25 protein-coding genes are annotated in these 26600 nt (G+C 67.2%); 9 read left to right on the forward strand and 16 right to left on the reverse strand.

Translation table 11 applies throughout. The features are described 5' to 3' along the window. Positions 1 to 82: 82 nt before the first annotated feature. Together ABZS43_RS19145 and ABZS43_RS19150 are read right to left on the reverse strand one after the other, a co-directional pair. The gene (locus ABZS43_RS19145; protein ID WP_355037249.1) at positions 83 to 2683 is read right to left on the reverse strand and encodes a LuxR C-terminal-related transcriptional regulator; all 2601 of its coding nucleotides are present in this window, start codon (positions 2681 to 2683) and stop codon (positions 83 to 85) included. 176 nt (positions 2684 to 2859) lie between these two features. Continuing rightward, positions 2860 to 4149 (reverse strand): adenylosuccinate synthase, encoded by a 1290-nt coding sequence (locus ABZS43_RS19150; RefSeq protein ID WP_355037250.1) that lies wholly within the window; start codon positions 4147 to 4149, stop codon positions 2860 to 2862. Between the two features lie 254 nt (positions 4150 to 4403). Between ABZS43_RS19150 and ABZS43_RS19155 the strand changes: the two genes are divergently transcribed. Both ABZS43_RS19155 and ABZS43_RS19160 read left to right on the forward strand, forming a co-directional pair. Beyond that, on the forward strand, positions 4404 to 5066 hold the full coding sequence (locus tag ABZS43_RS19155) for a hypothetical protein (RefSeq protein ID WP_355037251.1): 663 nt from the start codon (positions 4404 to 4406) through the stop codon (positions 5064 to 5066). After that, complete coding sequence (locus ABZS43_RS19160; protein ID WP_355037252.1) at positions 5063 to 5848, forward strand: site-2 protease family protein; 786 nt, start codon at positions 5063 to 5065, stop codon at positions 5846 to 5848. The genes ABZS43_RS19155 and ABZS43_RS19160 overlap by 4 nt, the downstream gene beginning before the upstream one ends. Before the next feature lie 82 nt (positions 5849 to 5930). Here ABZS43_RS19160 and ABZS43_RS19165 read toward each other — a convergent pair whose 3' ends face one another. Beyond that, positions 5931 to 7079, reverse strand: a complete 1149-nt coding sequence (locus tag ABZS43_RS19165; protein ID WP_355037253.1) for an FUSC family protein — start codon at positions 7077 to 7079, stop codon at positions 5931 to 5933. A 50-nt stretch (positions 7080 to 7129) separates the two neighbouring features. Next, a complete protein-coding gene (locus ABZS43_RS19170; protein WP_355037254.1) occupies positions 7130 to 7579 on the reverse strand; it encodes a DUF3151 domain-containing protein in 450 nt (149 codons plus the stop codon). A gap of 177 nt (positions 7580 to 7756) precedes the next feature. Between ABZS43_RS19170 and ABZS43_RS19175 the strand changes: the two genes are divergently transcribed. Together ABZS43_RS19175 and ABZS43_RS19180 are read left to right on the forward strand one after the other, a co-directional pair. Then, positions 7757 to 10177 (forward strand): hypothetical protein, encoded by a 2421-nt coding sequence (locus tag ABZS43_RS19175; RefSeq protein WP_355037255.1) that lies wholly within the window; start codon positions 7757 to 7759, stop codon positions 10175 to 10177. Positions 10178 to 10353: 176 nt separating this feature from the next. After that, positions 10354 to 11409 (forward strand): fused (3R)-hydroxyacyl-ACP dehydratase subunits HadA/HadB, encoded by a 1056-nt coding sequence (locus tag ABZS43_RS19180; RefSeq protein WP_355037256.1) that lies wholly within the window; start codon positions 10354 to 10356, stop codon positions 11407 to 11409. A gap of 25 nt (positions 11410 to 11434) precedes the next feature. Here the strand turns inward: ABZS43_RS19180 and ABZS43_RS19185 are convergent, their stop codons facing one another. Beyond that, positions 11435 to 12904, reverse strand: a complete 1470-nt coding sequence (locus tag ABZS43_RS19185; RefSeq protein WP_355037257.1) for a DUF4185 domain-containing protein — start codon at positions 12902 to 12904, stop codon at positions 11435 to 11437. 321 nt (positions 12905 to 13225) lie between these two features. On the opposite strand from ABZS43_RS19185, the gene ABZS43_RS19190 reads away from it, so the two are divergent. Then, on the forward strand, positions 13226 to 13597 hold the full coding sequence (locus tag ABZS43_RS19190) for an excalibur calcium-binding domain-containing protein (RefSeq protein WP_355037258.1): 372 nt from the start codon (positions 13226 to 13228) through the stop codon (positions 13595 to 13597). Between the two features lie 41 nt (positions 13598 to 13638). Beyond that, the gene (locus ABZS43_RS19195; RefSeq protein WP_355037259.1) at positions 13639 to 13974 is read left to right on the forward strand and encodes an excalibur calcium-binding domain-containing protein; all 336 of its coding nucleotides are present in this window, start codon (positions 13639 to 13641) and stop codon (positions 13972 to 13974) included. 9 nt (positions 13975 to 13983) lie between these two features. Here ABZS43_RS19195 and ABZS43_RS19200 read toward each other — a convergent pair whose 3' ends face one another. Then, the gene (locus ABZS43_RS19200; RefSeq protein WP_355037260.1) at positions 13984 to 15102 is read right to left on the reverse strand and encodes a BTAD domain-containing putative transcriptional regulator; all 1119 of its coding nucleotides are present in this window, start codon (positions 15100 to 15102) and stop codon (positions 13984 to 13986) included. Between the two features lie 29 nt (positions 15103 to 15131). Then, on the reverse strand, positions 15132 to 16166 hold the full coding sequence (fbaA, locus tag ABZS43_RS19205) for a class II fructose-bisphosphate aldolase (protein WP_355037277.1): 1035 nt from the start codon (positions 16164 to 16166) through the stop codon (positions 15132 to 15134). 339 nt (positions 16167 to 16505) lie between these two features. Here fbaA and ABZS43_RS19210 point away from each other — a divergent pair, with 339 nt between their 5' ends. After that, a complete protein-coding gene (locus ABZS43_RS19210; protein WP_355037278.1) occupies positions 16506 to 17162 on the forward strand; it encodes a VTT domain-containing protein in 657 nt (218 codons plus the stop codon). Positions 17163 to 17166: 4 nt separating this feature from the next. Beyond that, positions 17167 to 17853 (forward strand): DedA family protein, encoded by a 687-nt coding sequence (locus ABZS43_RS19215; RefSeq protein ID WP_355037261.1) that lies wholly within the window; start codon positions 17167 to 17169, stop codon positions 17851 to 17853. 10 nt (positions 17854 to 17863) lie between these two features. On the opposite strand, the gene ABZS43_RS19220 is transcribed toward ABZS43_RS19215, so the two are convergent. The 3 genes from ABZS43_RS19220 to ABZS43_RS19230 all read right to left on the reverse strand — a co-directional run bounded on the left by ABZS43_RS19220 (position 17864) and on the right by ABZS43_RS19230 (position 20295). After that, a complete protein-coding gene (locus tag ABZS43_RS19220) occupies positions 17864 to 19024 on the reverse strand; it encodes a glycoside hydrolase family 76 protein (RefSeq protein ID WP_355037262.1) in 1161 nt (386 codons plus the stop codon). Between the two features lie 45 nt (positions 19025 to 19069). Next, positions 19070 to 19759: a TrmH family RNA methyltransferase gene (locus tag ABZS43_RS19225; RefSeq protein WP_355037279.1), complete on the reverse strand. Its 690-nt coding sequence runs from the start codon at positions 19757 to 19759 to the stop codon at positions 19070 to 19072. Positions 19760 to 19854: 95 nt separating this feature from the next. Continuing rightward, entirely contained in the window at positions 19855 to 20295 is a 441-nt protein-coding gene (locus tag ABZS43_RS19230) for a DUF4190 domain-containing protein (protein ID WP_355037263.1), read from the reverse strand. Positions 20296 to 20499: 204 nt separating this feature from the next. Between ABZS43_RS19230 and ABZS43_RS19235 the strand changes: the two genes are divergently transcribed. Further along, a complete protein-coding gene (locus tag ABZS43_RS19235; RefSeq protein WP_355037264.1) occupies positions 20500 to 20946 on the forward strand; it encodes a DUF3592 domain-containing protein in 447 nt (148 codons plus the stop codon). A 73-nt stretch (positions 20947 to 21019) separates the two neighbouring features. Here the strand turns inward: ABZS43_RS19235 and ABZS43_RS19240 are convergent, their stop codons facing one another. From ABZS43_RS19240 to ABZS43_RS19265, 6 genes are all read right to left on the reverse strand, one after another. Next, positions 21020 to 21727 (reverse strand): lysoplasmalogenase, encoded by a 708-nt coding sequence (locus ABZS43_RS19240; RefSeq protein WP_355037265.1) that lies wholly within the window; start codon positions 21725 to 21727, stop codon positions 21020 to 21022. Further along, complete coding sequence (locus ABZS43_RS19245; RefSeq protein WP_355037266.1) at positions 21720 to 22784, reverse strand: beta-ketoacyl-ACP synthase 3; 1065 nt, start codon at positions 22782 to 22784, stop codon at positions 21720 to 21722. Before ABZS43_RS19245 ends, ABZS43_RS19240 begins: the two co-directional genes overlap by 8 nt. Before the next feature lie 125 nt (positions 22785 to 22909). Continuing rightward, positions 22910 to 23503, reverse strand: coding sequence for an orotate phosphoribosyltransferase (gene pyrE, locus ABZS43_RS19250; protein ID WP_355037267.1), 594 nt, complete (start codon positions 23501 to 23503; stop codon positions 22910 to 22912). A 2-nt stretch (positions 23504 to 23505) separates the two neighbouring features. Further along, positions 23506 to 24318 (reverse strand): SDR family NAD(P)-dependent oxidoreductase, encoded by an 813-nt coding sequence (locus ABZS43_RS19255; RefSeq protein ID WP_355037268.1) that lies wholly within the window; start codon positions 24316 to 24318, stop codon positions 23506 to 23508. Between the two features lie 41 nt (positions 24319 to 24359). Further along, on the reverse strand, positions 24360 to 25421 hold the full coding sequence (locus ABZS43_RS19260) for a hypothetical protein (protein ID WP_355037280.1): 1062 nt from the start codon (positions 25419 to 25421) through the stop codon (positions 24360 to 24362). Between the two features lie 83 nt (positions 25422 to 25504). Next, positions 25505 to 26335 (reverse strand): DUF5666 domain-containing protein, encoded by an 831-nt coding sequence (locus tag ABZS43_RS19265; protein WP_355037269.1) that lies wholly within the window; start codon positions 26333 to 26335, stop codon positions 25505 to 25507. Between the last annotated feature and the right edge of the window lie 265 nt (positions 26336 to 26600).

Here is a 26600-nt window from a genome sequence, read left to right on the forward strand (position 1 = left end):
CCTTCCACAGCCGGTTACTGCCGACGGTAACTCCGAACGCGTGACGACGCTCAGCAAACCGCTGGTATACGCGACGCCGCGATCAGCTCGCCGATTCCCCGCGCATGAACGCGCCGAGCGATTCGCGATCGGTGACGTCCATTTTCATGCAGGCGCGGTAGAGGTGACCCTCCACGGTGCGAACCGAGACGGTGAGGCGGTCGGCGATCTGCCGGTTGGACAATCCCGCCGCGACCAGATTCGCGATCTCCCGTTCCCGCGCGGTCAGGGGCAGGGGTTGGGCCGCTTGGCGCAGCGCGGGCGTACTGGCGCCACCGCAGGCCGCGGCCAGGCGGTTGGCCGCGGCGGCGGATTCGAGCAGGCGACGGCGATCATCGGCGCGTTCATGTGCGGTCGCGGCCTGCGCCGCGGCGTCGGCGGCCGAGAGGAGTGCGCCCATTTTCTCGAATTCGGCTGCGGCCGCGTCCAATCCGGAGCCGTCGTGGGCGGCGAGCGCCACCGCGTGTGCGGCTTGGGCCTGCACGAGTCGTCCGTCCACCCGGGCGGCGAGGTCGGCGAGTCGGCCCGCGACGGAACTGTCGCCGAAGCGGGCCGCGGTATGCAGGGCCATGGCTTCGATGGCGTGTTGGCGGGATCGAGCGGCGGCGTCGGCGGCGTCCATCGCCAACCGGACGGCCAGGGTGACGGTGCCCTCGGCGCCCGCGTGGAAGGCGCGGGCGATGGCGATCTGCGGTTCGTAGACGGCGGTATGCCTGCCGGAGCGGGCGACCGCTTCACGGATGGATTCGGCGGCGTCCTCGGCCCTGCCGAGTGAGGAATACGCTTCGGCCAGTCGGATTCGCGCCGGAATCATCCAGGCCACCGCCCCTTCGGTGGCGAGTGCGGCCAGTGCCTGTTCGAGATGTTCGATACCGTCCGGGAACCGTCCACTGGCGACGTCGGCGGTACCCTGCAAGATCTTCGACAATCCCCACGCCAAGTACAGGCCGGGTGCGGAGTAGTCGAAATAGCCTGCGGCGCAACGTCTGGCGGCCTCCAACTCACCGGACAGCGTCAACGCGAGCACCTCGGCGTGGGTGGAGATGAACCGGTTGAGCCCGTCGATCTCGCCTTCCACGTCGCGCCCGCGCGCCGCGTACTTTCTGGCCGCCTCGGCCTTCCCCATCAGCGCCAGGGCCAGACCGCCGCCGAAAGAGGCCCACCAGACCGCCCATTTCGGCGCGGCGGGGGACCTCATCACCGTTTCGGCATCGGCGAAGGCGTCCTCGAGCCGGTTCTCGTTGACCGCGCACGCGGAGGCGACGGCGGTCAACGCGAGCACGCTCTTGGGATGTTGCACCTTCGCCCGCACCTGGGCGAGCACCTCGTCGGCGCGATCGGCGTCGCCCACCGCCCAGAACAGATTCGACACGCGGGTGCTGCCCCAGCGGACCAGCTGCAATTCGTCGAGGCGGTCCGGGTCGAAACTGGCCAGGGTGCGTTCGGCCTCGATCCGATGCCCCTGCCACAGCAGCGCGCGGGCGAGCAGATCCGCGGCTTCGACTCCGCCGCGCCGTTCCACCGCGGCGCGGGCGAAGCGCTCACCCAGCGGCAGATTGGCCAGATGAATGGCGTCGGCGGCGGCGGCTTCGAAAAGTTCGAGATCGGCGGATTTATCACTGTCCAAGGCCAATTCGGCCAGCCGTATCCGATCGGCGGCGGATTTGATCGGGCGCTCCTTGAGCGAGGAATACAACCGGCCCCGTAATCGCCGGGCCGAGGCGACGCCGAGTCTGCGCCGGATCACCTCGCCGAACAGCGGATGGTTGTAGCGCACGATCAGTTGGCGGGAGTTCTCCACAACCCTGATGAGACCTCGGGTTTCGGCGGATTCCACCGCCTCCTCGCCCGCGAGTTCGGCGAGGACGTCGAGATCGATCGGTTCGCAGAAGGTGAGCAGTTCCAGCACCTTGAGCACCGGATCGGGAAGTTGCTCGACCCGATCCTCCAGCAGCGCGGCGAGTTCGGAGGTGACCGCGGCCCGCCCGCGCAATTGCCAGACGCCGTTCACCTGGCGCAGCGTGCCCGCTTCCAGCGCGCCCTCCACCAAATGCCGCAGGAACAGCGCGTTTCCGCCCGAGGACTCCCACATGAGATTGGCGGTGAAACCCTCCAGCTGTCCGCCGAGCATCGATTCCACCAGTTCGACGCTCTGGCGCTGGGTGAACGGCCGCAAGTCGATCCGCAGCAGGTGGCCGTCCTTCCACAGCGAGGTGACCGCGTCGGGAACCTGCACCCCGCTGCGCACGGTCGCCACGATATGCGCGGCTTTATCGATGGCCAGTTGCAGCAGCAGCGTCGCCGAGAGTTGGTCGAGCAGATGCGCGTCGTCGACACCGATGATGGTGTGCCCGTCCGCCAGCAGCGCCTCACGCGCGGCGGACATGAACGTCACCGGATCATGTGCCGTGTAGACGCCGACCATATGGGCGAAAACGCCGAGCGGGATGCTGCGGGCCGATTCGGTGCCGGCCACCCACCGGATATTGCCGCCCACCGCGGCGGTGGCCTGTCTGGCCAGCGTCGTCTTCCCCACCCCCGCATCGCCGGTCAGCACCGCACCGACATAGTCGTTGCCACCTAGCGCGGACCGAATGGCGTCGAACTCGATCTCGCGCTCGATCATCGGCCAGTTCCGAGCCATCCTTCAATCGTAGGTCTTCGCAGTTCAGGATCGGTGACATCGGCGAACTGCGAACGCGCGCAAGTGGATCCCCGCCGTCTACGATCCCGCACCATAGACACTGTTATTGTGAGCGGATCTCCCCGGCGACCCATCCGGACCACTCCGCGTTCACGCCGGGAAATCGGGTTCCTCGGTCAGCCCAATACGTCGTGGCGGACGATGGTCTGATCCCGGCCGGGGCCGACGCCGATGCACGAGATCCGCGCCCCCGACAACTCTTCCAGCCGTTCGACGTACGCCCGGGCGTTGGCGGGCAATTCCTCGAAGGTACGCGCCGCGGAGATGTCCTCCCACCAGCCCGGCATCTCCTCGAAGATCGGCTTGGCGTGATGGAAGCCGGTCTGCGTGGTCGGCATCTGCTCGACGCGCTCGCCGTCGACGTCGTAGGCGACGCAGATCGGCACGGTGTCCAGGCCGGACAGCACATCCAGTTTGGTGAGGAAGTAATCGGTGATGCCGTTGACCCTGGTCGCGTAGCGGGCGATCACCGCGTCGAACCAGCCGCAGCGCCGGGCGCGACCGGTCGTGACGCCGACCTCGCCGCCGTTCTTGGCGAGGAATTCACCGAACTGGTCGAACAGTTCGGTCGGGAACGGTCCGGAGCCGACGCGGGTGGTGTAGCACTTGAGGATGCCGAGCACCGTATTGATCTTGTTGGGTCCGATGCCGGAGCCGACAGCGGCGCCGCCGGAGGTCGGGTTCGACGAGGTCACATACGGGTAGGTGCCGTGGTCGACGTCGAGCAGCGTGCCCTGCGAACCCTCGAGCAGCACCGTGTCACCGCGTTCGAGTGCCTCGTTGAGCTTCAGCCTGGTATCGGCGATGCGATGTTTGAACCCTTCGGCCTGCTCGAGCACCTCGTCGACCACGTGCTGCGGATCGAGGGCGCGCCGGTTGTAGATCTTGACCAGCACCTGGTTCTTGAACTCGAGTGCGGCCTCCACCTTCTGGGTGAGGATCTTCTCGTCGAGCACGTCGGCGACCCGGACGCCGACCCTGGCGACCTTGTCCTGGTAGCACGGGCCGATGCCGCGACCGGTGGTACCGATCTTCTTGTTGCCGAGGAAGCGTTCGGTGACCTTATCGATCGCGACGTGGTACGGCATGATCAGGTGCGCGTCGGCGGAGAGCAGCAGGCCCGAGGTGTCGACGTCGCGCTCTTCCAGACCCGCCAGTTCGGCCAGCAGCACGCCGGGGTCGACGACTACGCCGTTGCCGATGACATTGGTGACGCCGGGGGTCAGGATTCCCGAGGGAATCAGGTGCAGCGCGAATTTGTCCCCGTTGGGCAGAACGACGGTGTGACCGGCATTGTTACCGCCCTGGTAGCGGACAACCCATTGCAGGCGGCCACCGAGCAGATCGGTCGCTTTGCCCTTACCCTCGTCGCCCCACTGGGCGCCGATCAGGACGATTGCCGGCATGGTTTGTCTCCTACGTTTGGGGGCGCAACACAGGCGTGTTGCAGCTACCTACCCGTCTGGAGGAGGTGGCCGGTAGCTCATTTTAGCCGATGCCCTATGACCGGCTCGGAACCGTATCGGGTGCCGCGCCACCGACACGACCGCATCAACAGGGCTATGGTTGGGCACGGAGCGGGCCACAACGCCGGGTTCGCCCGGAAGTGGCGAGTAGGCCGACGGGTGTGTCGGCGGGACCGAGGAGGGTGCACGGCGGTTTGAGTACTCACGTTCTCCGCTGCGACGGCGTCCCTGTTCCCATTGCCCTCGCCGCACTGCCGACAACCCAAACAGCGGCCATCCCAGCGACTTCCGTCGTCGACGAACTCCTTCCCGTGCTCGCCGCGGACAGTCTGCCCCGGCTCATCGTGCTCGGCGAGGACGCGGCGCTCGCCGCGGTGCTGACCCATCTGATGAAGACGGAACGTCTGCACGTCGAGATCGGCTACGTGCCCATCGACAAGACCTACGGTTCCCGCGCCTACCAGACCGGCTCCGGTAACGCCGCCGCGAAACGAGCCATCGCGGGCCGCGCCACCGAGACTCCGCTGATCCGTGACGACACGGGCACCGTCCTCGTCGGACGCGCCACCATCACCGGTGTGGACGACGAGAAACTCGAGGGCGAGGCCTACGTGGACGACACTCAACTGTTCACCGGCAAGGTCAGGACCATGTATATCTCCCCCACCCTGTATCTGCCGGGTGTGCGGGCGGCCGTCCGCAAGGGGAGGTTCGGCAAGCGGAACTGGATCGAGGGCAGGGCCGCGCAACTCGGCAGTCCCGGCGCGGTGGTGACCAGGGACGGCATCCGGAGCGAGCGGCCGGTACCCCGCTCGAGTTTCTACCGACATCACGAATCCTGGTATCTGGTGCGATGAACAACCCCTTTGCGCGGCAGCGCATCGGTCGCGGTGCTGTGCGTCCGAGCCCCATCTTTCTGCTGGTCGTCGCGATCACCGTCATGGGCGCAGCGCTGGCGTGGGATGCCGACCTCGACTCGACCCGCGCCAAGCTGGGCGTTTTCATTCTCGTGGTGGCGGGCTGGATCGTCTCGCTGTGCCTGCACGAATTCGCGCACGCCTATATCGCCTGGCGCGCAGGCGATCACGAAGTGGAATTGCGCGGATATCTCACGCTGAATCCGCTCAAGTATTCGCATCCACTGCTGTCGGTCGTGCTGCCGATCGTCTTCATCGCCCTCGGCGGAATCGGCTTACCCGGCGGCGCGGTATACGTGCACACCCACAATTTCAGCGCGCGAATCCAGCGCATCGTCAGCGGAGCCGGACCCGCCGTGAACGCGGCGTGCGCGATCATCCTGCTGGTGATCGTGCGGGTATTCGGCAGTTCCTCGTCGCATCCCGCGTTCTGGTTCGGGCTGAGCTTTCTCGCATTCCTCCAGGTCACCGCGGCGCTGTTGAACAGTTTGCCGATTCCGGGGCTGGACGGGTATGGAATTCTGGAACCCTCGCTGAGCTACGAGACCCGGCGCTCGCTCGACCAGTTCAAACCCTTCGGCATGCTCATCCTGTTCGCGCTGCTGTGGACCCCGTCCATCAACCACGTGTTCTTCGACGCGGTGTACGCGCTGTTCGAATTGTCCGGCGTCCCACGCGAATGGTCGGGCTACGGCAATTACCTGACCCGATTCTGGCTCTGACCCCGGTCGCCCGGTCCGGCACAGGACCGGGCGACCATCCCGCACCAGGCCGGTAACCCGCTACGCAACCGGGAGCCGCAGGTCATAACACCGGTCGCACAGGCGGATTCGCGACCGTCGACGGCAGCAACGCGATCGCCGAAATGCGTTTCACGCCGCAGACCTGCATCAGATCGACCACGATCGAACGCGTCTGCGCGAAGATCACGTGCGCCGAAAGTCCGGCGCCCGCCACGAGTTCGGGCCGCGCCGCCCTCCCGACGGAACGCAGCACCCGCGCCGCCTCCGCCTGATCCGGCTGCTCACCGGGATCGGCCAGCATCATCTTGCGCACGACCTCGACGGCGTCGGCCAAGCGCTCCACCTCGTCGATCAATCGGGGATCGAGGATTTCGTCGTTGTTCACCAGCGTCAGCGAACGACGCAGCAGCACGCGGGTATTGCGCATGGCGTTGTCCAACGGGTCCGCTGTCGCGCGGACACGTTCCAGGCGGTCGCGCCAGTTCCAGTACAGCGGGGAGATCCTGATGACCTCGCGGCCACCCTCCAACGAGGAGCGCAGCGAATCGATCTGCGATTGTGTCGCGCGCACCGCGTCCAGGGCCTTCCTGACCTTGTCCCGATCCTGTTCCAGCAGTCCGTCCGCGCCTTCGGACAGCGATTTGCCCATCACCGCAAGGATTTCCGCGGCCTGCTCGCGGGCCCGGCGCACCGGATGCAGCGGAATGGCCGCGACCATCACCACACCGACGAGTCCGCCGACCAACGCGTCGATCATGCGCGAGAATCCGGCGCCCGCCGAGGGCGGCAGCAATGTCGCGACGAGGACCGCCGAACCGGCGGCCTGCATGGTGATGACCGATCCGCCGTCGAGGAAGACCGCGAGCGCCATCGCCACCGCGACCACCAGCGCGATCTGCCACACCCCGGTTCCCGCGTTGCTGATGAACAGATCGCCGATACCGATACCGACGGCGACGCCGACGACCAGTTCCACCGAACGCTTGATCCGCGCGCCGAAGGAGATGCCGATCGACACCACGGCCGCGGTCGGGGCGAAGAACGGCTGGACATGGCCGATGACCGTGTGCGCGACGAACCACGCGAGCGCGGCGCCGAGCGCGCACTGAACGATCGGCAGCGCGGACAGTCGCAGCCGCGCCCACGAGCGGCGCACTCGGTTCACACCGCTGTCGCGTGCGACGCCGACGCGCGAATCGGGATCGAGCACTCGCCGCGTCCGTCCGTTCGTCGTCGTCGCGTCACCGCGCGCCGCTGTGGTCAGTTGAGACCGAGCTCCGCCGCGGCGCGCGGATCGCAATCCTCCAGCAGATCCAGGCAGCGGGCGTACTCCTCGGTCTCACCGATCGCACGGGCCGCCCTGGCCAGCGCGCCGACACTGCGCAGGAAACCGCGATTGGGTTCGTGACTCCACGGCACCGGGCCGAAACCCTTCCAGCCATTACGGCGCAGCAGGTCGAGGCCGCGGTGGTAGCCGGTGCGCGCGAACGCGTAGGCGGCGACGACGTCGTGGTTGACGACCGGGTCAACGCCTTCGGCGCCGCCACGGGTCAACGCGGCCTCCGCGAGATACGCCCACGCGATCGACGCGGCCGGATGGTCGGCCGCCACCCGCACCGGGTCGACCTTGTCGAGCAGCGCCTCCTCCGCGTCGGAGTTTTCGGGCAGGAGCACCGGTTGAGGTCCGAGCAGATCACCGAACGAGGTCATGCGCCTTATTCTTGCACCCCGGTGGTGCGCGCTCGATTTTCCCGACCGGCAAGCGCGATTCCGGTCGACCGCTAACGACCCGCACGCGGTCTCGCGATCTACTGGGGACTTCGGTCGGCCGAGGCGATTAGGCTGGCCGTCGAGTTCAACTGATTCGCCCGAGCCGAGGGGTAGTAGGTGTCCGACCCGAACGACGAGAAGAATCCGGCGCGCGGTAGCGCCGGAGCCGAAAAGGCACGACAGGACACCTCGGTGGAGCCGTCATCCGCCCCGGGCGCGGACACCCCCGCCGCGCCCACGGAACCCGCTTCCGCGGGGGCGGATGTCAGCGATGGCGCGACTGCCGAGTCGGACGCGGCCGCATCGGCTGAAACGGTGCCGGACAAAGCGGTACCGGACAAAGCTGTGGCGGACAGAGCGGTGGCGGACAAAGCGGTAGAGCGCACCCCCTCGACCGCAGCGAGTGATACGGCAAAAGCCTCGGACGGCGCGAAGACATCGGCGTCTTCGACCGGAACGGGCACCTCTGCCGACCCCGCCGACGGTGCGCGGAAATCCGCTGCTCCGGCGCGCAGCGATGCGGCCGACCCCGCCGACGGCGCGAAGGCGCCTCCCGCCGACGGCGCGAAGGCGTCCGCCGCCGACGGCGCGAAGACGCCCGCGACGGATACCGACGCGACGGCGAAACCCACCGATAGCGCGAACGCGTCCGGTGGCGGTGCGGCTTCGGACATCAGTGCCGCGGCCAGTATCGGTGGCGCGGCGGGTATCACCGCCCGTCCTGGCATCGGCAATCGTGCGAGTGCCGGTTCGCCGGGCGCGGCGGGTAAGTCGGGCGCGGCGGATTCCCCCGGTACCGCGGGCACCTCGGATGCGGCAGGCACTGCGGGTGATCCCACGCCAGGAAAGCCACCGGCTGATACCGACGCGAAAGGGCGGGAACCCGCGGCCGACGCGGCGACCGGCGAATCGACTATCGAGCGCCCTTCCGACGAGGCATCCGCCGAAACCGAAACCGGTGCGGCGGATTCCGGTACCGGTGCGGCGTCGCGAGCCGATGCGGCAGTGGCCGCCGACGAGAGCGACCCGGCACCATCGGTCGCGACAGCGACGGGCAAGAGCGAACCCACACCGGCAGAGACGACGACAGGCGAAGACGACACCACGGCATCGATCCCGACCGGTCCCGGCGCGGGCGGCTCGGCAGTCGAGGCCGCCGCGGACGACTCGCAAGGGGCCGAGGCGGTAGCCGCGACAGCGGCGTCCGACGCCGAAACCACGGTGATCCGACACGAGGGACTCGCGGCAGGAACCGCTGGAACCGGGACGGCAGGCGCCAGAACCGGCCCGACGGCCGCGGACGGGCCGGGCGCCGCCGAGGCAGACACCGTCGCGTCCGAGAGAATCGACGCCGCAGCGTCGACCGATACCGCGGCAGACGCGAAAACCACCGTTATCCGGCGTAGTGAGATCGGCGTTCCCTCCGCCGCGGGCGATAAACGACCGGCCGGGCCGAGCGGCGGCCGGGAACACGCCGTAGACGCGGGGGCCGGATCGCAATCGGACGCCGCGCAGACTCAGGCGGATTCGACCACCGACGCCGGAGCCGACGACAAGACCGTGGTGATGCGGGTCGTGCCGAGGGCCGAACCCGCGGGATCGGCCCCTTCCGGCGCCGACGACAAAACCGTCGCGATGCCGATCACACCCGACCCCGCCGACGCGCCGACCATGGCGATGCCGATTCAGGTACCGCCGGATCAGCAGGCGACGCAGCGGATACAGCGACCTGGCACCGATCGTGTGGTTCCGTCCCGTCCCGGTCCGCTGTCCAAGCCGCCCAGCACGCCGCGGTCGGCCCCTGGGCCGAAGAAGCCCGGTCAGTACGGCCCTTCGGGTCCGCAGGGACCGGGTGGGCACGACGAGGTCGAGCAGACCCGGCCGACGCCGCCACGCCCGGCCCCCATCCCACGGCCCTCGGTGCCCAAGGCTCCGTCGCCCGCCGACGTGCAGATGACGGTGCCGGTCCAGTCGACGAACAATCCGCGGGCAACGACCTACCCGCCGCAGTCGCGGCCGATGGCATCGCCACAACGGATCTCGCCGCCCGCGCAAGCGCCCGCCGGTCAGCCACCGGCCGACGCGGCCGAGGGCGGCAAGTCCACGCGCTGGCTGCTCGCGGTCGGGGCCGCGGCGGCGGTGCTGATCGCGGTACTCGCCGCGATCGCTTTCGCGCTGGTCGGCAACTCCGACACGTCCCCGGAATCCGAGGTGCGCGCCGTCATCGCCGACTACACCGGCGCCCTGCGCGAGGGTGATCTGGCGACGCTGCGGTCGAGCACCTGCGGTCCCCTGCACGATTTCTACGCCAAGATTCCCGCCGAGCAGTTCGCGGGCGTGCACCGACTGTCGGTGGAGCGCAAGAACATTCCGGTGGTCGACAGTGTGGACAAGATCGCGATCACCGGCGATACCGCGATCGCGCAGGCCACGATCTACACCGAGGCCGATCCGACGAACCGATCGGCCCGAACCTTCGATCTGGAGCGCACCGACGCGGGCTGGAAGGTCTGCGATCCGACCACCGGCACGCCGTGAACACGCGCTTTCCTGGCGGCGGGAGCGAATGACGAGCGCGTGATCTCCGTGCCATCGATGGCACGCGATCGGCGCCGTGTCGCGCAGTGATGCGGCACGGCGCTGTTTCGCCAGGGTTGTGATCGTCACAGTTGCCTGGTCAACCGCATGTTACTCCCAGTAACATCACCCGGATCATGGGCACGGAACAGACAATCGCGCAGCCGGAAGCCGCCACCGAGGGGCAGTCGGCGGCGCCGGCGGGACGACGTTTTCGAGTACGCGATCACTATGTGGTCGGCCGCGAGAAGGTGCGCGAGTTCGCGCGCGCCGTACAGAACCTGCACGGCGCGCACCAGAACGAGTCCCACGCGCGCGAACTCGGCTACGACGGCGTCATCGCGCCGCCGACCTTCGTCTCGGTGATCGGGACGGCCTGCACCCGCGCCCTGCTCGACACGGTGCTGACCGACTACGACCTCTCGCAGGTGTTGCAGACCGATCAGGTTTTCGAACTGCACCGGCCGATCCTGGCGGGCGATCGACTCAGCACTGAGATCCGGATCGAGTCGATCCGCCAATTCGGCGACAACGACTTCATCCATGTGCAATTCGTGATGACCAATCAGCGCGGTGAAGTGGCACAGGTGGGGTCGACCACGATCGTGGCCCGCCGCGGCGCGGAGGTCGACCCGAATCTGATCGACGCCGTGGACAGCATCTTCATGCACGACCGTCCTTCGGAACTCGCGGCGAACGACCCGCTGGTCGAACTGCCTGCCGGGGCGCCGCGGGCGGCGGTCACCGCTCACGAGCCCGTACTCGTGCACACCCTGCCCGATTTCGACAGCCTCGCCCCCGGCCAGTCGCTGCCCGCCGGATCGGCCCGGCTGACCCGAGGTGATCTGGCCAATTACGCGGGCGTCGCCGGTGATCCGAACCCGATCCATTTCAGCGATCGCGCCGCGCGGCTGGTCGGTCTGCCGACGGTGGTCGCGCACGGACTGCTCACCATGGGTCTGGCCGCCGACTACCTGTCGACCTGGCTCGGCGATCCGACCGCGATCGCGAAATTCAGTGTGCGCTTCGCCGGATTCGTTCCGGTCAGCGCGGAGGCGGCGACGACCGTCGAATTCCAGGGCAAACTCAAGTCGCTCGATCCGGTGACGCGGACCGGGGTCATCTCGCTGAGCGGTACCGCGGAGGGACGCAAACTCTTCGGCCGCGCGGTCGCCGAGGTCAGATTCGCCTAGTCGCGGATATCCCTGCGGCGCACGCTCATTCGGCGCGAGTCGCGTGCATCAGGTAGACGTTGTAGTCGCTCCACGTCGATATGGTGAAGTAGAGATCCGATCCGGTCGACCACGGGTGGATGAAACCACCGTACAGCTCGGGATAGTCGGCCACCGTCACCGTCGGCGTGCTCTCCGACCATCCGCCCTGGGGTGAATTCGACTCGCGCACAACGATGGCGGTCTTCGCGGTGTCGAGATAACTCATCTGCCAGAGGTCTCGGTCCGCGTCGTAGCGCACCGACAGTTCGCCCGCGGGCGCGTCGACGATCGGGGTGGCGGCAGCGAATCCGCCGACCGGAGTCCACTTTCCGTCGACCCAGTACTGGTAGGCGGTGGTGTTGAGAATCTGATCCTTCGCGACCCTGGCCAGCCCGACCGAGCCGAGCCGGGTATTGGGTGTGCCGAACATGTAGACGTGGTCGCCATGCGGAACCATCGCGCTCACTTGGAAATTCGCCAGCCCGAAGATGTTGTCCCATCGGGCATGCGGATCTTTGGTCCACGTCTGGCCGTGATCGTCGGAGTAGGCGATGCCGCCGTAGTTGGTGTAGAAGGTGCCCGGCATGCTGTGCCAGGTGCGCATCGACATATAGCTCAGATACTGCCGGTCGCCGAGGGCGAATCCCGAGGTCGGGATGGTGGTGATCTCGACATTGTCGAGTTTGCGGCTGGAGAGGATTTCGGCGGCGTGGCAGCGGCCATCGGTCACCATGCTGTCGTAGGTCATTCCGTCCGAGAGGTCACGATCGGTGCTGAAGGCCAGTACGTTGCTGCGCCAGTCGCCGCCCATTCCGCCGGGCGGTTGGAATCCGCGCCCGACGGTGTCGCCGAAGACGGACGCGATCTGCCCCGGCGCGCTCTCCCACATAATCCCGAGATCGGTGCCGTCGACCTGCCAGCGCTTATCGGTCCGGTTCACCGAGTCGGCGCCGGTCTGTTTCGCCACCTCGCGTACCGCCCCGAAACGCGGCGCGGGAGGTACCGGCGATCGCGGCGCGGATTCGGTCGGCGGATCGACGCGCGCCGGGGGCGGCGGCACCGGCCCCGGATCGGGGCCGGGACCGGGAATCGCGAAGTAGAAGGGCCGGGGACGCAGCAGGATCTCCGGAATTCCGAGCTGCCGGGCCAGGCTGGGCGGCGATGTCGGCCCGTTGGTGAGATCCGGGCACGGATCGACGCACGGATCGGCGGGCAGTGGCATGTCGACGCGGGTCGGGGCGGTTTCGGGGCCCCGCGCGGGGAGCACCGTGACCACCGGAATCGGGACCGTCACCTCCAACGTTTCGGGGACGAGTCCCTCGTGCGTCGGCGCGGGGGCGCTCGCGCACGGCCCGGCGCCGGGCACTCCCTCCGCGATACCCGGTAGGGCCACAGCTACCGACCGATCGGCGCAGGTCATCGTCACCGCCCCGAACACCACGGCTCCGATAGCTGTCACAAGACGCCCGGCCATAGCCATCCTCTCGCACCATCCGCACTATTCGTATCCGCGCCCGAACCCTACCCGCAGCACCGGCACGCGTCCGGCAATCGCCCCGGCGTTGCGTCCGGGGCGACATTTCCTACCCCCCAAGAACGCTCGGCAAACATTGATCGGAATTGATTGCCGCATTGTGCTGATCGGATGCGGAGACCCCTGCTAACCTCCTTTCCGCGACCACTCCTGTCGGGGGGAGTTGCCGTCGGCCGAATCGGAAGAATACCGATCAGGTTCGTCTAATTGGTTGCGGGCGTGTAATTTTCGATCGCTCGCCGAAACACAGGATTCGTCACGATGAGCATTGCGACACGAGCCCGAGTATTCTTCGGAGCGGGTGCCACCCTGCTGCTGGCAGGCACCGCCATGGTCTCAGGAATGGCCTCCGCATCCGCGGACCCCATCACCGAATTGCTCTGCGGTGCGGGATCATCCCAATTCTGCCCCGCGCCACAGCCCGCACCCCAGCAAACCCCGCCCGCACCCCAGGAATCGCCCGCGCCGCAGCAATCGCCCGCGCCACAGCAATCCCAGCCAGCGCCGCCTACCTCGGTGTACTACAAGAACTGCGCCGAAGTGCGCGCCGCGGGCAAAGCCCCATTGCACAGGGGCGATCCCGGCTACGCGTCACATCTGGATCGCGACGGCGACGGTATCGCCTGCGAGTAATAGACGTGCCACGGAGTCGACCCGGGCGCACGATGGATGACGTGATTACTTCAGGAAATTCTCGCCGCACCCTCGTCGTCGCCGGGACACTAGGGCTCATCGCCCTTGGAATGGGATCGGCGCCGGTGGCGGCCGGCGCCGATCCCCACTCCGCGATCGCGGTATCGCGCCCGCACGGTGACAGTCCGCCGCCCACCTATCGCCCGGGGCCGAAAGGTTCCGCCGAGCAACCGCCGAAATCGGAAGACGACACGCCGACCCGGTATTACAGCAATTGCACCCAGGTCATCAACGACGGCAAGTGGCCGTTGTACGCGGGCCAGCCGGGATATTCGCGGCTGCTCGATCCGGATGGGGACGGTATCGCCTGCGATTGAGCCGATGACTCAGGTCAGCGCCTGGAAGGTGAGCACGGTCGCACCGATCCGAATGACGTCGCCGTCGGCGAGCAGGGCCCCGCTCTCGATGGCTTCCTCGTTGACGAACACCCCGTTGGCCGAATGCAGATCCTTGATGAGTAGTCCGGCCCGGCTCGGCATGATGTGCGCGTGATACCGGCTGGCCTTCGGATCGTCGAGGACCAGATCGTTATCGGTCATCCGGCCGATCCGCATCCCGCCCTGACCGATCACCAGCGCCCGGCCGTCCGCCATGCGCAGTTGTCCGGCGCGCACCGAGCGCGGCATTTCGGTGACCGTCTCCGTCATCGCCGCGGCGAGGCGTTCGGATCGCTTGAGCTCCACGGTATTCAGCGGTTCCTGGCGCAAGACCCGCTGTTCCAGTTCCACCAGCGGCGGACTTGGATCGATACCGAGTTCGTCGGCGAGCACGGTGCGCACCCGGCGGCAGGCGTCGAGGGCGTCGGCCTGCCTGCCCGACAGGTACAGCGCGGTGATCAGCTGCGCCCACAGCGGCTCGCGCAGCGGGTGTTCCCCGGTGATCGACACCAGTTCGCCGATCACCGATGAGGCGCGACCACAGGCGATTTCGGCATCGATGCGGGCGGAGGCGGCCAGCAGCCGCTCCTCGTCCATCGCGGTGGCGAACCCGTCGGCGAATTGCAGACCCGCCAGATCCGCCAGCGCCCTGCCGCTCCACTCGCGCAGCGCGGTACCGAAAAGCTGCGAGGCGCCCGCGTTGTCGCCGACCTCGGCGCATTTGGCCGCCGCGTCGCGCGCGGCCTCGAAACGTCCGATGTCGCATGCGGTCTCGGGAATCTCCAACCGGTAGCCGGAGGATTCGGTGCGCAGCACCTGCGCCGGATCCACGCCCGAATTACGCAGCGCCTTACGGATATTCGACACGAAAACCTGCAGGCTCGCGGCGTAGGAATCGGGCGGATCCTCGTTCCACACCATATCGGCCAGCGCGGACGAGGACACCGCGCGCCGTCGATTGACGGTCAGCGCGGCGAGTAAAGCCCGTGGCTTGGGCCCGCCGACCGCCACCGGCTCACCGCCGACGAACAACCGGACGGGCCCGAGCACGCGCACATCCAAACTCATGAGCTCGGGCCCCCGAGAGGTAAAAGGGGTCAGGCGCTGATCGACCGTCCCGCGGACTTCAGATCATTGCACGCCTCGAGAACACGCGCCGTCATGGCCGCCTCGGCCTTCTTCAGGTAGGACCGCGGGTCGTAGACCTTCTTGTTGCCGACCTCGCCGTCGACCTTCAGCACACCGTCGTAGTTGCTGAACATGTGCGCGGCGATGGGCCTGGTGAAGGCGTACTGGGTGTCGGTGTCGACGTTCATCTTCACCACGCCGTAACGCAGGGAATCCTCGATCTCCGACTTCAGCGAGCCCGAACCGCCGTGGAAGACGAAATCGAACGGCTGCGCGTCGCCGGTGAGGCCCAGCTTCTCGGCCGCGACACGCTGGCCCTCGGCGAGCACCTCCGGCTTGAGCACGACGTTGCCCGGCTTGTACACGCCGTGCACATTGCCGAAGGTCGCCGCGAGCAGGTATTTGCCGTTCTCACCCGCGCCGAGCGCGTCGATGGTCTTACGGAAATCCTCGGGCGAGGTGTAGAGCTTGTCGTTGATCTCGGCCTCGACGCCGTCCTCTTCACCGCCGACGACACCGATCTCGACCTCGAGAATGATATTCGCGGCGGCGGTGGCCTTCAGCAGTTCCTTGGCGATCTCGAGGTTCTCGTCGATCGGGACCGCGGAACCGTCCCACATATGCGACTGGAACAGCGGATGCTGTCCGGCGTTCACGCGTTCCTGCGAGATCGCGATCAGCGGACGCACGAAGGTGTCCAGCTTGTCCTTGGGGCAGTGGTCGGTGTGCAGCGCGATGGTGATGTCGTACTTCGCCGCGACCACGTGCGCGAACTCGGCCAACGCGACGGCGCCGGTGACCATATCCTTCACGCCGAGGCCGGAACCGAATTCCGAACCGCCGGTGGAGAACTGGATGATGCCGTCACTGCCCGCGTCGGCGAAGCCCTTGATCGCGGCGTTGATCGTCTCCGACGATGTGCAGTTGATGGCCGGGAAGGCGAAGGAGTGCGCTTTGGCCCGACCGAGCATCTCGGCGTAGACCTCCGGAGTCGCGATGGGCACAGTGAAGACCTCCGTGTTGTGCGGCAAAGGACAATTCTGTCAGGCAATACCCTAGGGCAGGACCGTTTCGTGACCCAACGCACCCGTCATCCCCACTTACGCACAAAGCCGGACAGCGGGCTGTGAGTTAGCTGCTTGACCTACCGGTAGTTTTCTACTCGACCGGAAGTTTCCCGGTTCCACCCGGTACTGTGGTCGAGGTATTGCGCTGGCAGCTTCCGACGCGGTGGCAAGCAACCCATAGGCCAGCCGCACCCCTGGACAGGAGGCCGCGTGATTCTGCTGGCAGCGACCGAATCGGTGACGAGCAACGTCGCGCTGACCCAGTTGCTCGATCCGATGTATCTGCTCACCGAATCGTGGCTCAAGAACGCGGTACTTCCTGCGATCCTGATCATCGTCTTCATCGAGACCGGTCTGCTCTTCCCCATCCTGCCCGGCGATTCGCTGCTGTTCACCGGCGGTCTGCTGGCCGCGCAAGCGAACGCCCCGGTCAATATCTGGGTTCTGGTTCCCGCCGTCACGCTCGTCGCCTTCGCCGGTGATCAGAGCGGATATTGGATCGGGCGTGGGATCGGCCCGAGGATCTTCCACAAGGAAGACACCCGCTTCTTCAAGAAGCACTACGTCACCGAGACGCATGCCTTCTTCGAGAAACACGGTCCGAAGACGATCATCCTGGCGCGGTTCGTGCCCATCGTGCGCACCTTCATGCCCGTCCTCGCGGGCGTCTCCAAGATGGATTACCGCAAATTCGTCGCCTTCGACATCGTCGGCGCGATCCTGTGGGCGGGCGGCATCACGGTGCTCGGGTACTTCCTCGGCAACGTCACCTTCATCCGCGATCACGTGGAGGCCATCTTCCTCGCGATCGTGTTCGTCTCGATCCTGCCCGGCATCATCGCTGTCGCGAAGAAGATCCTCAGCCGCGACGCGGGCGCGAAGCAGCGGCCCGAGGCCGAACTGAGCGCCGCGACGAGCGAGTCGAGTCACTGAACCGGTGTCGACGGCGTCATTGCCCCTCGCGGTGGGCAAGTTCGATCCACTGATATCAGCGGGCCCCGCGCTCGTCTGGGCGGTGGTGCTCACCTTCGTCTTCCTCGAATGCGCGTTGATCGTCGGGCTGTTCCTGCCGGGTGACTCGATGCTGATCACCGCCGGCATCGTGATGGCCTCGCATGCCACCGGCGAGACACAGGTGTGGGTGCTGTCGATCGGCGCCATGCTCGCCGCGATCAGCGGTAACCAGGTGGGCTATGTCGTGGGGCAGCGCACTGGACACCACCTGGTGGCGCGCAAGAACGGCCGCTATATCAACACCAGGAATCTGCAACGGGTGTCGGAACTGCTGGCGCGACACGGATTTCTCGCCGTCCTGGTCGCCCGCTGGATTCCGTGGGTGCGCACGTTATGCCCGATGGTGGCGGGCGCGGCCCGTATGGACCACCGCAAGTACACCATCGCCAGCACCGTCGGCGCGGTCATCTGGGCCCCGGTTCTCCTGCTCATCGGCTATTACGCCGGCAATTTCCTGGAGCGGGTGCCGTGGTTGATGCCCGCGGTGATCGCCGCGCTGGTGATCGGCCTGATCGCGGGCACGGTGATCGGGGTGCGCCACTATCGCCAGGAGATGGCCCGGCCCGCCGAGGATTTCGACGTCGACGCGACCGCCGCGGTCGAGAGCTGAGCCGACTCGGTCACAGCCCGGCAGCGCTGACCTGGTAGGCGGCCTCCATCAGCAACCAGCCCGAGAGCTGAACGGATAGGTCGCGTTCGGGGATCTTCGACGCCGTCACCGAGCCGCCAGCCGTGAAATACCCGGCGCCCGCGGTGCCGCCCGGCAGTTGCGCGCGTTTACTCCAGTCCACCCCGAACAGCGGTTCGCCCTCGACATCGAGCCGATTCGACCACGCCGCCGACGCCGAGGCCCGCACGATCGAGGCCGCGAGCCTGCGGTCCTCGACCTGCTGCTGATCGTCGCCGGGCAGCATCACCGCGACCACCGCGAGGTAGCGCGCGAGGATTCCGTTGAACAGGCCGCCGTCACCGCCGCCGCCGCCGTTGACGACACCACCGGTGGTCATATGGTCCTGCACCGCGTCGAGGAGGCGGTGCACCCGCTCCAGATGGCGCGGTTCGCCGGTATGCGCCGCCAGTTCGGCTTCCAACCCGAGTACGACGCCCTGGCAGTAGGTGAAGGTCGGGCGTTCGATCACACCCGACGGCAGGTGGATGCCGTCCAGGATCAGCCCCGAATCCGGGTCGCGCAGCGTGGCATCGAGCCAGTCGGCCATCTCCTGCGCGCGGGCATGACGGCCGAGCCGCATCATCGCGATACCGGCCGGACCGTTGGCAGGCGCGTTGAAATAGTCCGATCCGGTCCGCCATGGCAGTCCACCGCCGACCTCTGGATTCCATCCGTCGTACAGCTTGCGCTCCAGTGCGGCGAGCCCGCTGCTGGCGACGGTGACGCCCTGGGTTCGCTCGGCGCGTTCCACGGCAATGGCGAGCCAGGCCATATCGTCGTAGTAGTTGTTGGTCCAGCCGGTGACGTTGCGGATGCGATGTGAACGCATGATCTCGGTGATCCGTTTGCGGCGCAGCGGGGTCGGCGCCCGATTGGCGGCATCGACCGCGCAGTCGATCAGATGGGCCTGCCACCAGTAGTGCCAGGAGGCGAAGGCGCGCTCACGTCTGGTCGCGGGCCAGCCGACCACACCCAATTCCGTTGCGGGGAGCGCCAAGAGCGCGCGCAGATGGCGGGAGACGATCGCGGACTCTGCCCGGTCCGCTCGCTCCGACCACAGCGCGGGCGAGGATGCGGCATTCTGGCCTGTCTGGGGGCTCCGCGAGGTCATGCCTCAATGGTGCCAGTTCTCTGCCGGGTTTTGCGCCCCATTCCGTTACCAAGACGTGGTCAAATCGGCATGCTGGCGAACCCATGCATGCATAGCGATACCTGCAGCCACCCCGGCGTTGATACTGCGGGTAGAACCGAACTGGGCGATCGAAACAGTCATGGCTGCCGCATCTCTGGCATCGTCGGTGACGCCGGGGCCCTCCTGGCCGAACAGCAGGAGGCAACGCACCGGCAATTCCGCGGTTTCCAGGGGCACCGAGCCGGGCACATTGTCGACCGCGACCACCGTGAGATCGTTGCGCGCGGCATACTCCAGCAGTTCGGCGATACCGGTGTGATGTTCGATGTGCTGGTAGCGGTCGGTGACCATGGCGCCGCGACGATTCCACCGCCTGCGTCCGACGATATGCACGGCCGCGGCGGCGAATGCGTTCGCGGTGCGGACGACGGTGCCGATATTGGCGTCATGGCCGAAGTTCTCGATGGCGACGTGGAACGGGTGCCTGCGCCGATCGATATCGGCGACGATCGCCTCGCGGGTCCAGTAGCGGTACGCGTCGACCACATTGCGACGGTCGCCGTGGGCGAGCAGTTCCGGATCGAAGCGCGGATCCGCCGGCAGCGGCGTGCCGTACTCCTGAGCCCACGGGCCGACACCGTGCGGATGTTCGCCCCACTCGGTGGGCCCCGATGGATGGGTCGCCGTGTTATCCGACGCTGGGTTGTCCGGCAGGTCCGACGCTGGGTGATTCACCCCGATGATGCTAATTCCGGTCATCGCACCGATGCCGCCGAGTATCGGCCCCCCGTGCGATGACCGGAAACGAGTCAGTAGGAGGAGCTGGAGGAAGCGCCGATCACGATCGCGAACACGACGAAGTAGAGGATCACGATGACCAGGCTGATGATCAGCATGACCGACCCGATGATCCCGCAGACATAACCGGCTTTGACATTGCCGCGTCCGCCGATCATTCCGCCGGAGGCGTCGATCTCCTTGAGCGCCTTACCGCCCATGCTCCACGCGAACGGACCGCACAGACCGCATACGACCAGGCTGAGAATGCCGAGAATCAGAATTGTCGTCGCCTGAGGATGATCCGGCGGCTGGGCGAAACCGTACGGGGCGCCGTAGGGCGGTTGGCCGTATAACGGTTGGCCATAAGGCGGTTGGCCGTACGGCTGCTGTCCGTAGGGCTGCTGACCATACGGTTGTTGCCCGTAGGGTTGCTCCGGCTCGTACTTATCCATCGGCGGCGGATAGCTCATGCGGTGATGGTAGTGGCCGGGCCGTCACCCCGCGTCCGGCGCGGCCAATCGTCGCCGGGGGCTCGCGGTGCCGCGATGGAAGGGGTTGAGCGCGTTCCACCGGTGAGAATCGGCCACCGGGGCGACCCGGTCGGGCGAAAGGTCGTCCGCCCTGGTCGCGCGGACCTATTCTGGAGGTGCATGACTGTCGGGGTGGAGACAGATATGGATCACGCGCGCATTCTCCGCACGGTGCTCGGTGTCACGGCCGGGTACCTGATCCTGCTCGGCTTGTGGCTGGGCTGGCTGGTGCAGCACACCCCTCCCGGCACCATTCCATACCAGATCGTAGCTCTCGTCGGCCTCTTCGGTAGCTGCGTCGGCCTCGGCATGCTGATCGCCGCCCGCCCTTCCAAAGCCGACCGCAAGCTGTTCCGCCACGGCGTGGAGGGCTGGGCGACGATAGAACGCGTCCACCCGCTCCAGCCCACCGACCACCACAGCGAACTCACCGAACTCGATCTCGAACTCGTCGTCCCCGGCTCCGAAAGCTATCGCGGCTCCGTCGTTTTCGACGTCATGCCCGCGGACAAACCCAAGCTGGCGGTGGGTGAGACGATCTCCATCCGCGTAGATCCCGCCAACCGGGACCGCATAATCCTGGTCCTGTGACTGTCGCGTACACCTCGGCCGTCGCCCCACCGGCCGAGGCAGCGGCAAAAGCCTGCCGCGGCCGAAATACGTACTACGGCAGTGTTTTCGCGTGCGCTCGCGGATCGGCGAGGAGATATTGCGCCGCGGCGTAGGTGCCGAGGATTACACCTTCGCCGATTCGGCGTGCGCGCTCGGAGCGGGCGAAAAGTCTGCGCAGCACGATCAGCCCGTCGGACACCGTGAACAGGAGGGCGCCGAGCCCGAGGCGGCTGCGCGGATCCGCGCCCGGGATATTCAGTCCGGCGATCTCTTTCGCGCCGGGCGCGAGTGCCGGGTCGGACGCCAGGACGGCGGCGGTGCCGAGGGTCACGCCATAGGCGGTCAGGGGCAGCGCGACGGACGGGGATTCGGCGCGCAACAATGCCGCCGCGCCGAGCCAGGCGGCCACACGCGGCGCCACATTGGCCGCCGTCGGGCGCGCGCCGCGACGCAGCCAGAGCGTCGAATACCCGGCTTGCATCACCGCGAAGAAGGACGCGCCCACCACGAGGCGGCGGTCGTCATCCGGCTCGATGAGCAGGACGTCACCGACGGTGGCCGCCGCGAGCGAGCCGAGCAGTACCGTGCGATCGGCCTCGTCCAGTGACGCGTCCGAGGTGACGATATCCGCTGCGAGCAGCGGCATCAGCAGCGGTTTCGCCGCCAACTGGAATTTCTCGCGGCCGGTGAGAGCGCCGAAGACGGTGACGGCGGCGGCAGCGAGAAACGCGATCCGGAAAGGACGCGGCGAATCAGACACCGAAACTCGGCTCCTTGGGCGCCGGGGGGAGCGAGACGACCTGGCCCGCGTAACTCAGGCCCGCGCCGAAGCCGAGGAGCAGCGCGGTCTGGCCGCCCTTGGCCTTACCTGTCACCAACATCTCCTCGATCGCCAGCGGGATCGAGGCGGCGGAGGTGTTGCCGGTGTTCTCGATATCGTTGGCCATGGGGATATCGTCGGCGAGGCCGAGATTCTTCTTCATCAACTCGTTGATGCGAGCGTTGGCCTGATGCGGCACGAAGACCTCGATGTCCTCCTTGGACACACCGGAAATCTCCAACGCGGAGGCCAGGGCGCGCGGCAGAGTGACGGCGGCCCAACGGAATACGCGCGGTCCCTCCATCCGCAGCGACATCCGGCCGACGGCCTCGACGGACGGGTCGGTGCTCTGCAAGGCCTGCGCCCTGTTCATGTACGCGAGGAAGTCGACATCCTGGGCGATCGCCTCGGCATTCTCGCCGTCGCTGCCCCACACCGTCGGGGAGATGCCGTTCTCCTCGCTGGGGCCGACCACGACCGCGCCCGCACCGTCGCCGAAGATCATCGCGGTGCCACGGTCGTTGTGGTCGAGGCCGACGGTCATCGTCTCGGCGCCGATCACCAGGACGTAATCGACCGAACCCGCGCGGATCAGGTCGGCGGCCACGCCGAGTCCGTAGCCGAAGCCGCCGCAGCCGGAGGTGAGATCGAACGCGGCGATACCGTTCATGCCGAGGTCGGCGGCGACGGTCGGAGCGCCGTGCGGGGTCAGCTTGAGCCAGCTCGAGGTACACAGGATCAGCGCGCCGATCTTGGACTTATCGATGCCGGTATTCGCCAGGGCGCGCGCACCAGCGGCCGCGGAGATCGAGCGTAGTGTCTCGTCGCCGCTGATCCAACGGCGGTTGTGGATACCGGTGCGCTCGAAAATCCACTCGGGTGTCGAATCGAGCGTCGCGCACACCTCGGCGTTGCTGACCACGCGCTGGGGCCGGTACGCACCGATTCCGAGCATCGCAACATTCTCGCGACTCTTATTGACTGCAATGCTCACCACTGGCGACTCACACGTCCTCTACCGTTCGGACAACTAAACCAACTCCCAGGCTATCCCAGCGGGGTGAGGATCCGGCTCCCAGGAGGTAACCTGCGCCACCAGGCCGGGTACACGAACGCCGCCGTTCAATCGAGCGCGAGATCCTTCAGCCCGAGGATGGAGCGATACTCCAATCCCTCGGCGGCGATCACCTGGTCCGCACCTGTTTCGCGGTCGACCACCGTCGCCACCCCGACCACCTTCGCACCGGCGTCACGCAGCGCGCGCACTGCGGTGAGCGGCGAATTTCCGGTGGTGGTCGTGTCCTCGACGACGAGGACGCGCTTGCCGACGATATCGGGGCCCTCGATCTGACGCTGCATACCGTGGGTTTTGGCGGCCTTGCGGACGACGAACGCGTCGATGGGCCTGCCCGGCGCGTGCATGACGGCCAGCGCCACCGGATCCGCGCCCATGGTGAGACCGCCGACCGCGTCGAATTCCCAGTCCGCCACCAGTTCCCGTAGCAACCGGCCGATCAGTGGCGCGGCCTGGTGATGCAGGGTGGCGCGACGCAGGTCGACGTAGTAATCCGCCACGTTGCCCGAGGACAGCGTCACCTTGCCGTGTACCACCGCGAGCTCGCGCACCAGCGCGGCCAATCGATCACGGTCGGAACCGGGCGGGGAGCCGACCTCGGCGCCGAGAGCGGAATCATGCGATGTCGCCTCGTCGATCATGTCTAAGTCCTTCCGCGTGAGTTGAACAGGCCGCGATTGATCCGGACCTGCAGGGTTCGCGGGATCAGCCCGGCCACCGTGGTGAGCGCCTTGTACTGCACACCGGGCACGCTGATCACCCGGTCTTTCTCCAGATCGTTCAGCGAACCGGCGACAACCTGCTCGACGGACAGCCACAGCGCTTTCGGCAGCGAAGCCATCTCGATGCCTGCACGCTCGTGAAATTCGGTGTGAACGAAACCGGGGCACAGCGCCTGGATCCGGACACCTGTTCCGGCCAGACCGCCCGCCAACCCTTCCGTGAAGGATACGACGTAGGACTTGGAGGCCGAATACGTCGAGCCCCGTCCCGGCACGAGACCAGCCACACTGGCCACATTGACGATGGAACCCTTGGCGGCGGCGATCATGGCGGGCAGCGCCGCGTGGGTCAGTTGCAGCACCGAGGTCACGTTGACATCGAGCTGGGCCTGCAACTGCTCGTACGGCAGGGTCCAGAATTCTCCGGAATGCGCGAATCCCGCGTTGTTGACGAGGAATTCGATGCCGTCGGCGGCGCGCGCCGCTACCCGCGCGCGGTCTTGCGCATCGGCCAGATCGGCGACGAGCACTTCCGAACGCGTCGCGAATTTCCGCTCCAACTCCGCCGATAGCGCCGTCAGACGTTCCTCGTCGCGGGCGACGAGGACGAGGTCGTAGCCGAGCGTGGCGAGGCGGTGGGCGAATCCGTTGCCGATACCGGAGGTGGGTCCGGTGATCAAGGCGACGGGTCGGGTAGCGCCGGGAAGGCGCGCGGAATCGGCACTATCGGTCATGGCGAGGCAATCCAATCGAGCAGATCACAACGGACCTGCGGTTATTGTGGGACGGGGCCCTGATACGGACGGAATCCAGGGTGAAACGGGCCGCCGGGCGGCTCGGGCGCCTCGTCGCGCGACAGCGCGGCGGGTACCTCCTCCGGACGCTCGTCCGCGTCGTGTTCCTCGGAGCGGCGCTGCTCCCCGCGACGGTCGTCCTCGGATTCGGCGATCCGCGGCCTGCGTTCCTCGCGCGTTCGCTGCCGCGAATCGGGCACGACGGCCAGTGAGGGCCTGCGCGGCGATTCGGCCTCGAGCGGCTCGTCGTAGGGACGGCCCGAATAGGCCCGTTCCTCGCGCGCGCGTTCGTCGTCGACATCGGAATCACCGCGCGACCTGTCGTCCGCGTCGACGTCCGATGACCGCGCCCCGGAGGGGTCGTCCGGCTCCGTCTCGGCGGGCCTGCGCTTGGGGTGGGGCCTGCCCGGATCGTGGCTAGCCGAATCGGGTCCGCGCGGATCCGCCACCGGGGGCAGTACGTGCAGCAGACCCGACAGTCGCAGTACCGCGTCGATCGCGGTCTCCCAATCCTTGGCCGAGGTACCGACCGACAGCATCCCGAGGGTCCAGTTGCCCTCACTCCACAGCATCTGCACGGTATCGGGCAGACCTTCGATGAAGGCGACCATCCGCTGGTCGACGGCATGCCGGGCGATTTCCGGATTGGTCGCGAAGACGACCCGGTCGCCTATCGCGCCGAGCAGCTCCAGATCGGCGTCCTTGGGCGGGGATGCGGTCTTGAGCCGCATATCCACGTCGATATCCGAGCCGATCTGCCGACGCACCGCGACCAGGGTCGCCGCGTCCTCCAGATCGAACAGGACGAATTTCTCGCCCTTGCGAATTCCGGAGACCACGTCGACCGCGGACAGGTAGCCCAATTTGGCCAGCGCGCCACGCCGCCAGGTCGCGGGCAGCGCCGGTTCCACCGATACGTAGGTGTACCCCTGCGCCTTCGCCCAGACCTGGCGCGCATGACCGGTCCGCTGCCGCTGGACCCGATCGAAATAGAGCAGCACGATCGCACCAACCAGCGCGATCGCCGCCAACCCGAACCACATTGCCGTCATCGCGCTCTACCCTAATGGTCCCGGCCGGGCAGAGCCCGCCTTTGGTCGCGCGCCGGGCCGGATGGCGGCGCGATTCATCGCGGTCCCCCCGGCAGCGCGGCGCTGATGATGAGCTTCGCCTCGATCGAACCGTCGGCGGATTCGTCGCCCTGCACCATCACCACGTCGCCGACGGGCAGCTCGCTGACCTTCGTGCTCGACAGCGAGATCACCTGGGTTTTCGAGGTGGTCCGCACGGTGACGGTATCGCCCGACAGTGTGCTCAACGTCAGGGTCGCGCCGTCGTTGGCGCTGATGGTCCCCATGGTCGCGCCGATCCCGTCCAAACCGGGCAGGCTGGGAATACCGCTCGGCGACGCCGAACCGGAAGGCTGAGCGCCGGTGGCGGAAGGGGCCAGGGTGGGGAAGGCTCGCGTGGTGCTGCCCGCGGCCGATGTCGACTCGGAATCCTTGTCGCCGAGCATGACTCCCGCGGCCACACCACCCACCGCCACCAACGCGATCACCCCGAGTACGAGGGCGATCCACAATCCTGTGTTGCGTTTGGGCGGCGGCGGCTCGGCCGGAACGTACCCGGCGGGCGGCGGCATCGCGCCGGGCTGGCCCTGCTGCCCCGCCCATTGACCGCCGTACCCGCTGTCGTACGCACCGCCGCCGCTCTCGTAAGCGCCCCATTGACTTTCGTGCGTCGGGAACTGCTGGGTGGCGTTCGCGGGCGGCGGCGCCCATGGTTCGAACTGTTCGGTCGACGGGTACCTCGACGTCTCCGGCGCGCCCTGCCCATAGGCGACCGTCGGATCATCGGTGTGGGCGGACCTGTCGAAACCGGACTGCCCCGGCGGACCGAGGTGTTCGGTCGGCGCATCCTCCGGCCGTTGTCCCCAGGGATCCTTCGGGTTCGTCATGGCCTCCACGATATGCCGGGTCCGCGCATCCGGCGATCAGGTCACGCCGATGATGGTCGTGTGAACGGCAACGCGCCGCGCGCGGACACGAAGTCCGAGCGCGGCGCGGCCTGTTCTGAGCGCGATCCGTTCTCAGTGGACGGTGCTCATGTGCTGACGGTGAGTGTGTTTCCGTTGGTGTCGAGGTTGATTTTGACGGTGTCGCCGTCGGTGATGTCGCCGGCGAGTAGTGCTTTGGCGAGGGTGTCGCCGATGGATTGTTGGA

This window comes from Nocardia sp. NPDC005366 (assembly GCF_040606855.1).
GTDB lineage: Bacteria > Actinomycetota > Actinomycetes > Mycobacteriales > Mycobacteriaceae > Nocardia.

Excerpts from the sequence above, each read along its gene's own strand:
- ABZS43_RS19180 (WP_355037256.1), top strand. The coding sequence starts at position 10,354 with ATGGGCACGGAACAGACAATCGCGCAGCCGGAAGCCGCCACCGAGGGG.
- ABZS43_RS19150 (WP_355037250.1), bottom strand. The coding sequence starts at position 4,149 with ATGCCGGCAATCGTCCTGATCGGCGCCCAGTGGGGCGACGAGGGTAAG.
- ABZS43_RS19265 (WP_355037269.1), bottom strand. The coding sequence starts at position 26,335 with ATGACGAACCCGAAGGATCCCTGGGGACAACGGCCGGAGGATGCGCCG.
- ABZS43_RS19220 (WP_355037262.1), bottom strand. The coding sequence starts at position 19,024 with ATGACCTCGCGGAGCCCCCAGACAGGCCAGAATGCCGCATCCTCGCCC.
- ABZS43_RS19200 (WP_355037260.1), bottom strand. The coding sequence starts at position 15,102 with ATGAGTTTGGATGTGCGCGTGCTCGGGCCCGTCCGGTTGTTCGTCGGC.
- ABZS43_RS19230 (WP_355037263.1), bottom strand. The coding sequence starts at position 20,295 with ATGAGCTATCCGCCGCCGATGGATAAGTACGAGCCGGAGCAACCCTAC.
- pyrE (WP_355037267.1), bottom strand. The coding sequence starts at position 23,503 with ATGATCGACGAGGCGACATCGCATGATTCCGCTCTCGGCGCCGAGGTC.
- ABZS43_RS19145 (WP_355037249.1), bottom strand. The coding sequence starts at position 2,683 with ATGGCTCGGAACTGGCCGATGATCGAGCGCGAGATCGAGTTCGACGCC.
- ABZS43_RS19255 (WP_355037268.1), bottom strand. The coding sequence starts at position 24,318 with ATGACCGATAGTGCCGATTCCGCGCGCCTTCCCGGCGCTACCCGACCC.
- ABZS43_RS19185 (WP_355037257.1), bottom strand. The coding sequence starts at position 12,904 with ATGGCCGGGCGTCTTGTGACAGCTATCGGAGCCGTGGTGTTCGGGGCG.
- ABZS43_RS19170 (WP_355037254.1), bottom strand. The coding sequence starts at position 7,579 with ATGACCTCGTTCGGTGATCTGCTCGGACCTCAACCGGTGCTCCTGCCC.
- ABZS43_RS19235 (WP_355037264.1), top strand. The coding sequence starts at position 20,500 with ATGGATCACGCGCGCATTCTCCGCACGGTGCTCGGTGTCACGGCCGGG.
- ABZS43_RS19160 (WP_355037252.1), top strand. The coding sequence starts at position 5,063 with ATGAACAACCCCTTTGCGCGGCAGCGCATCGGTCGCGGTGCTGTGCGT.
- ABZS43_RS19190 (WP_355037258.1), top strand. The coding sequence starts at position 13,226 with ATGAGCATTGCGACACGAGCCCGAGTATTCTTCGGAGCGGGTGCCACC.
- ABZS43_RS19260 (WP_355037280.1), bottom strand. The coding sequence starts at position 25,421 with ATGTGGTTCGGGTTGGCGGCGATCGCGCTGGTTGGTGCGATCGTGCTG.
- ABZS43_RS19210 (WP_355037278.1), top strand. The coding sequence starts at position 16,506 with ATGTATCTGCTCACCGAATCGTGGCTCAAGAACGCGGTACTTCCTGCG.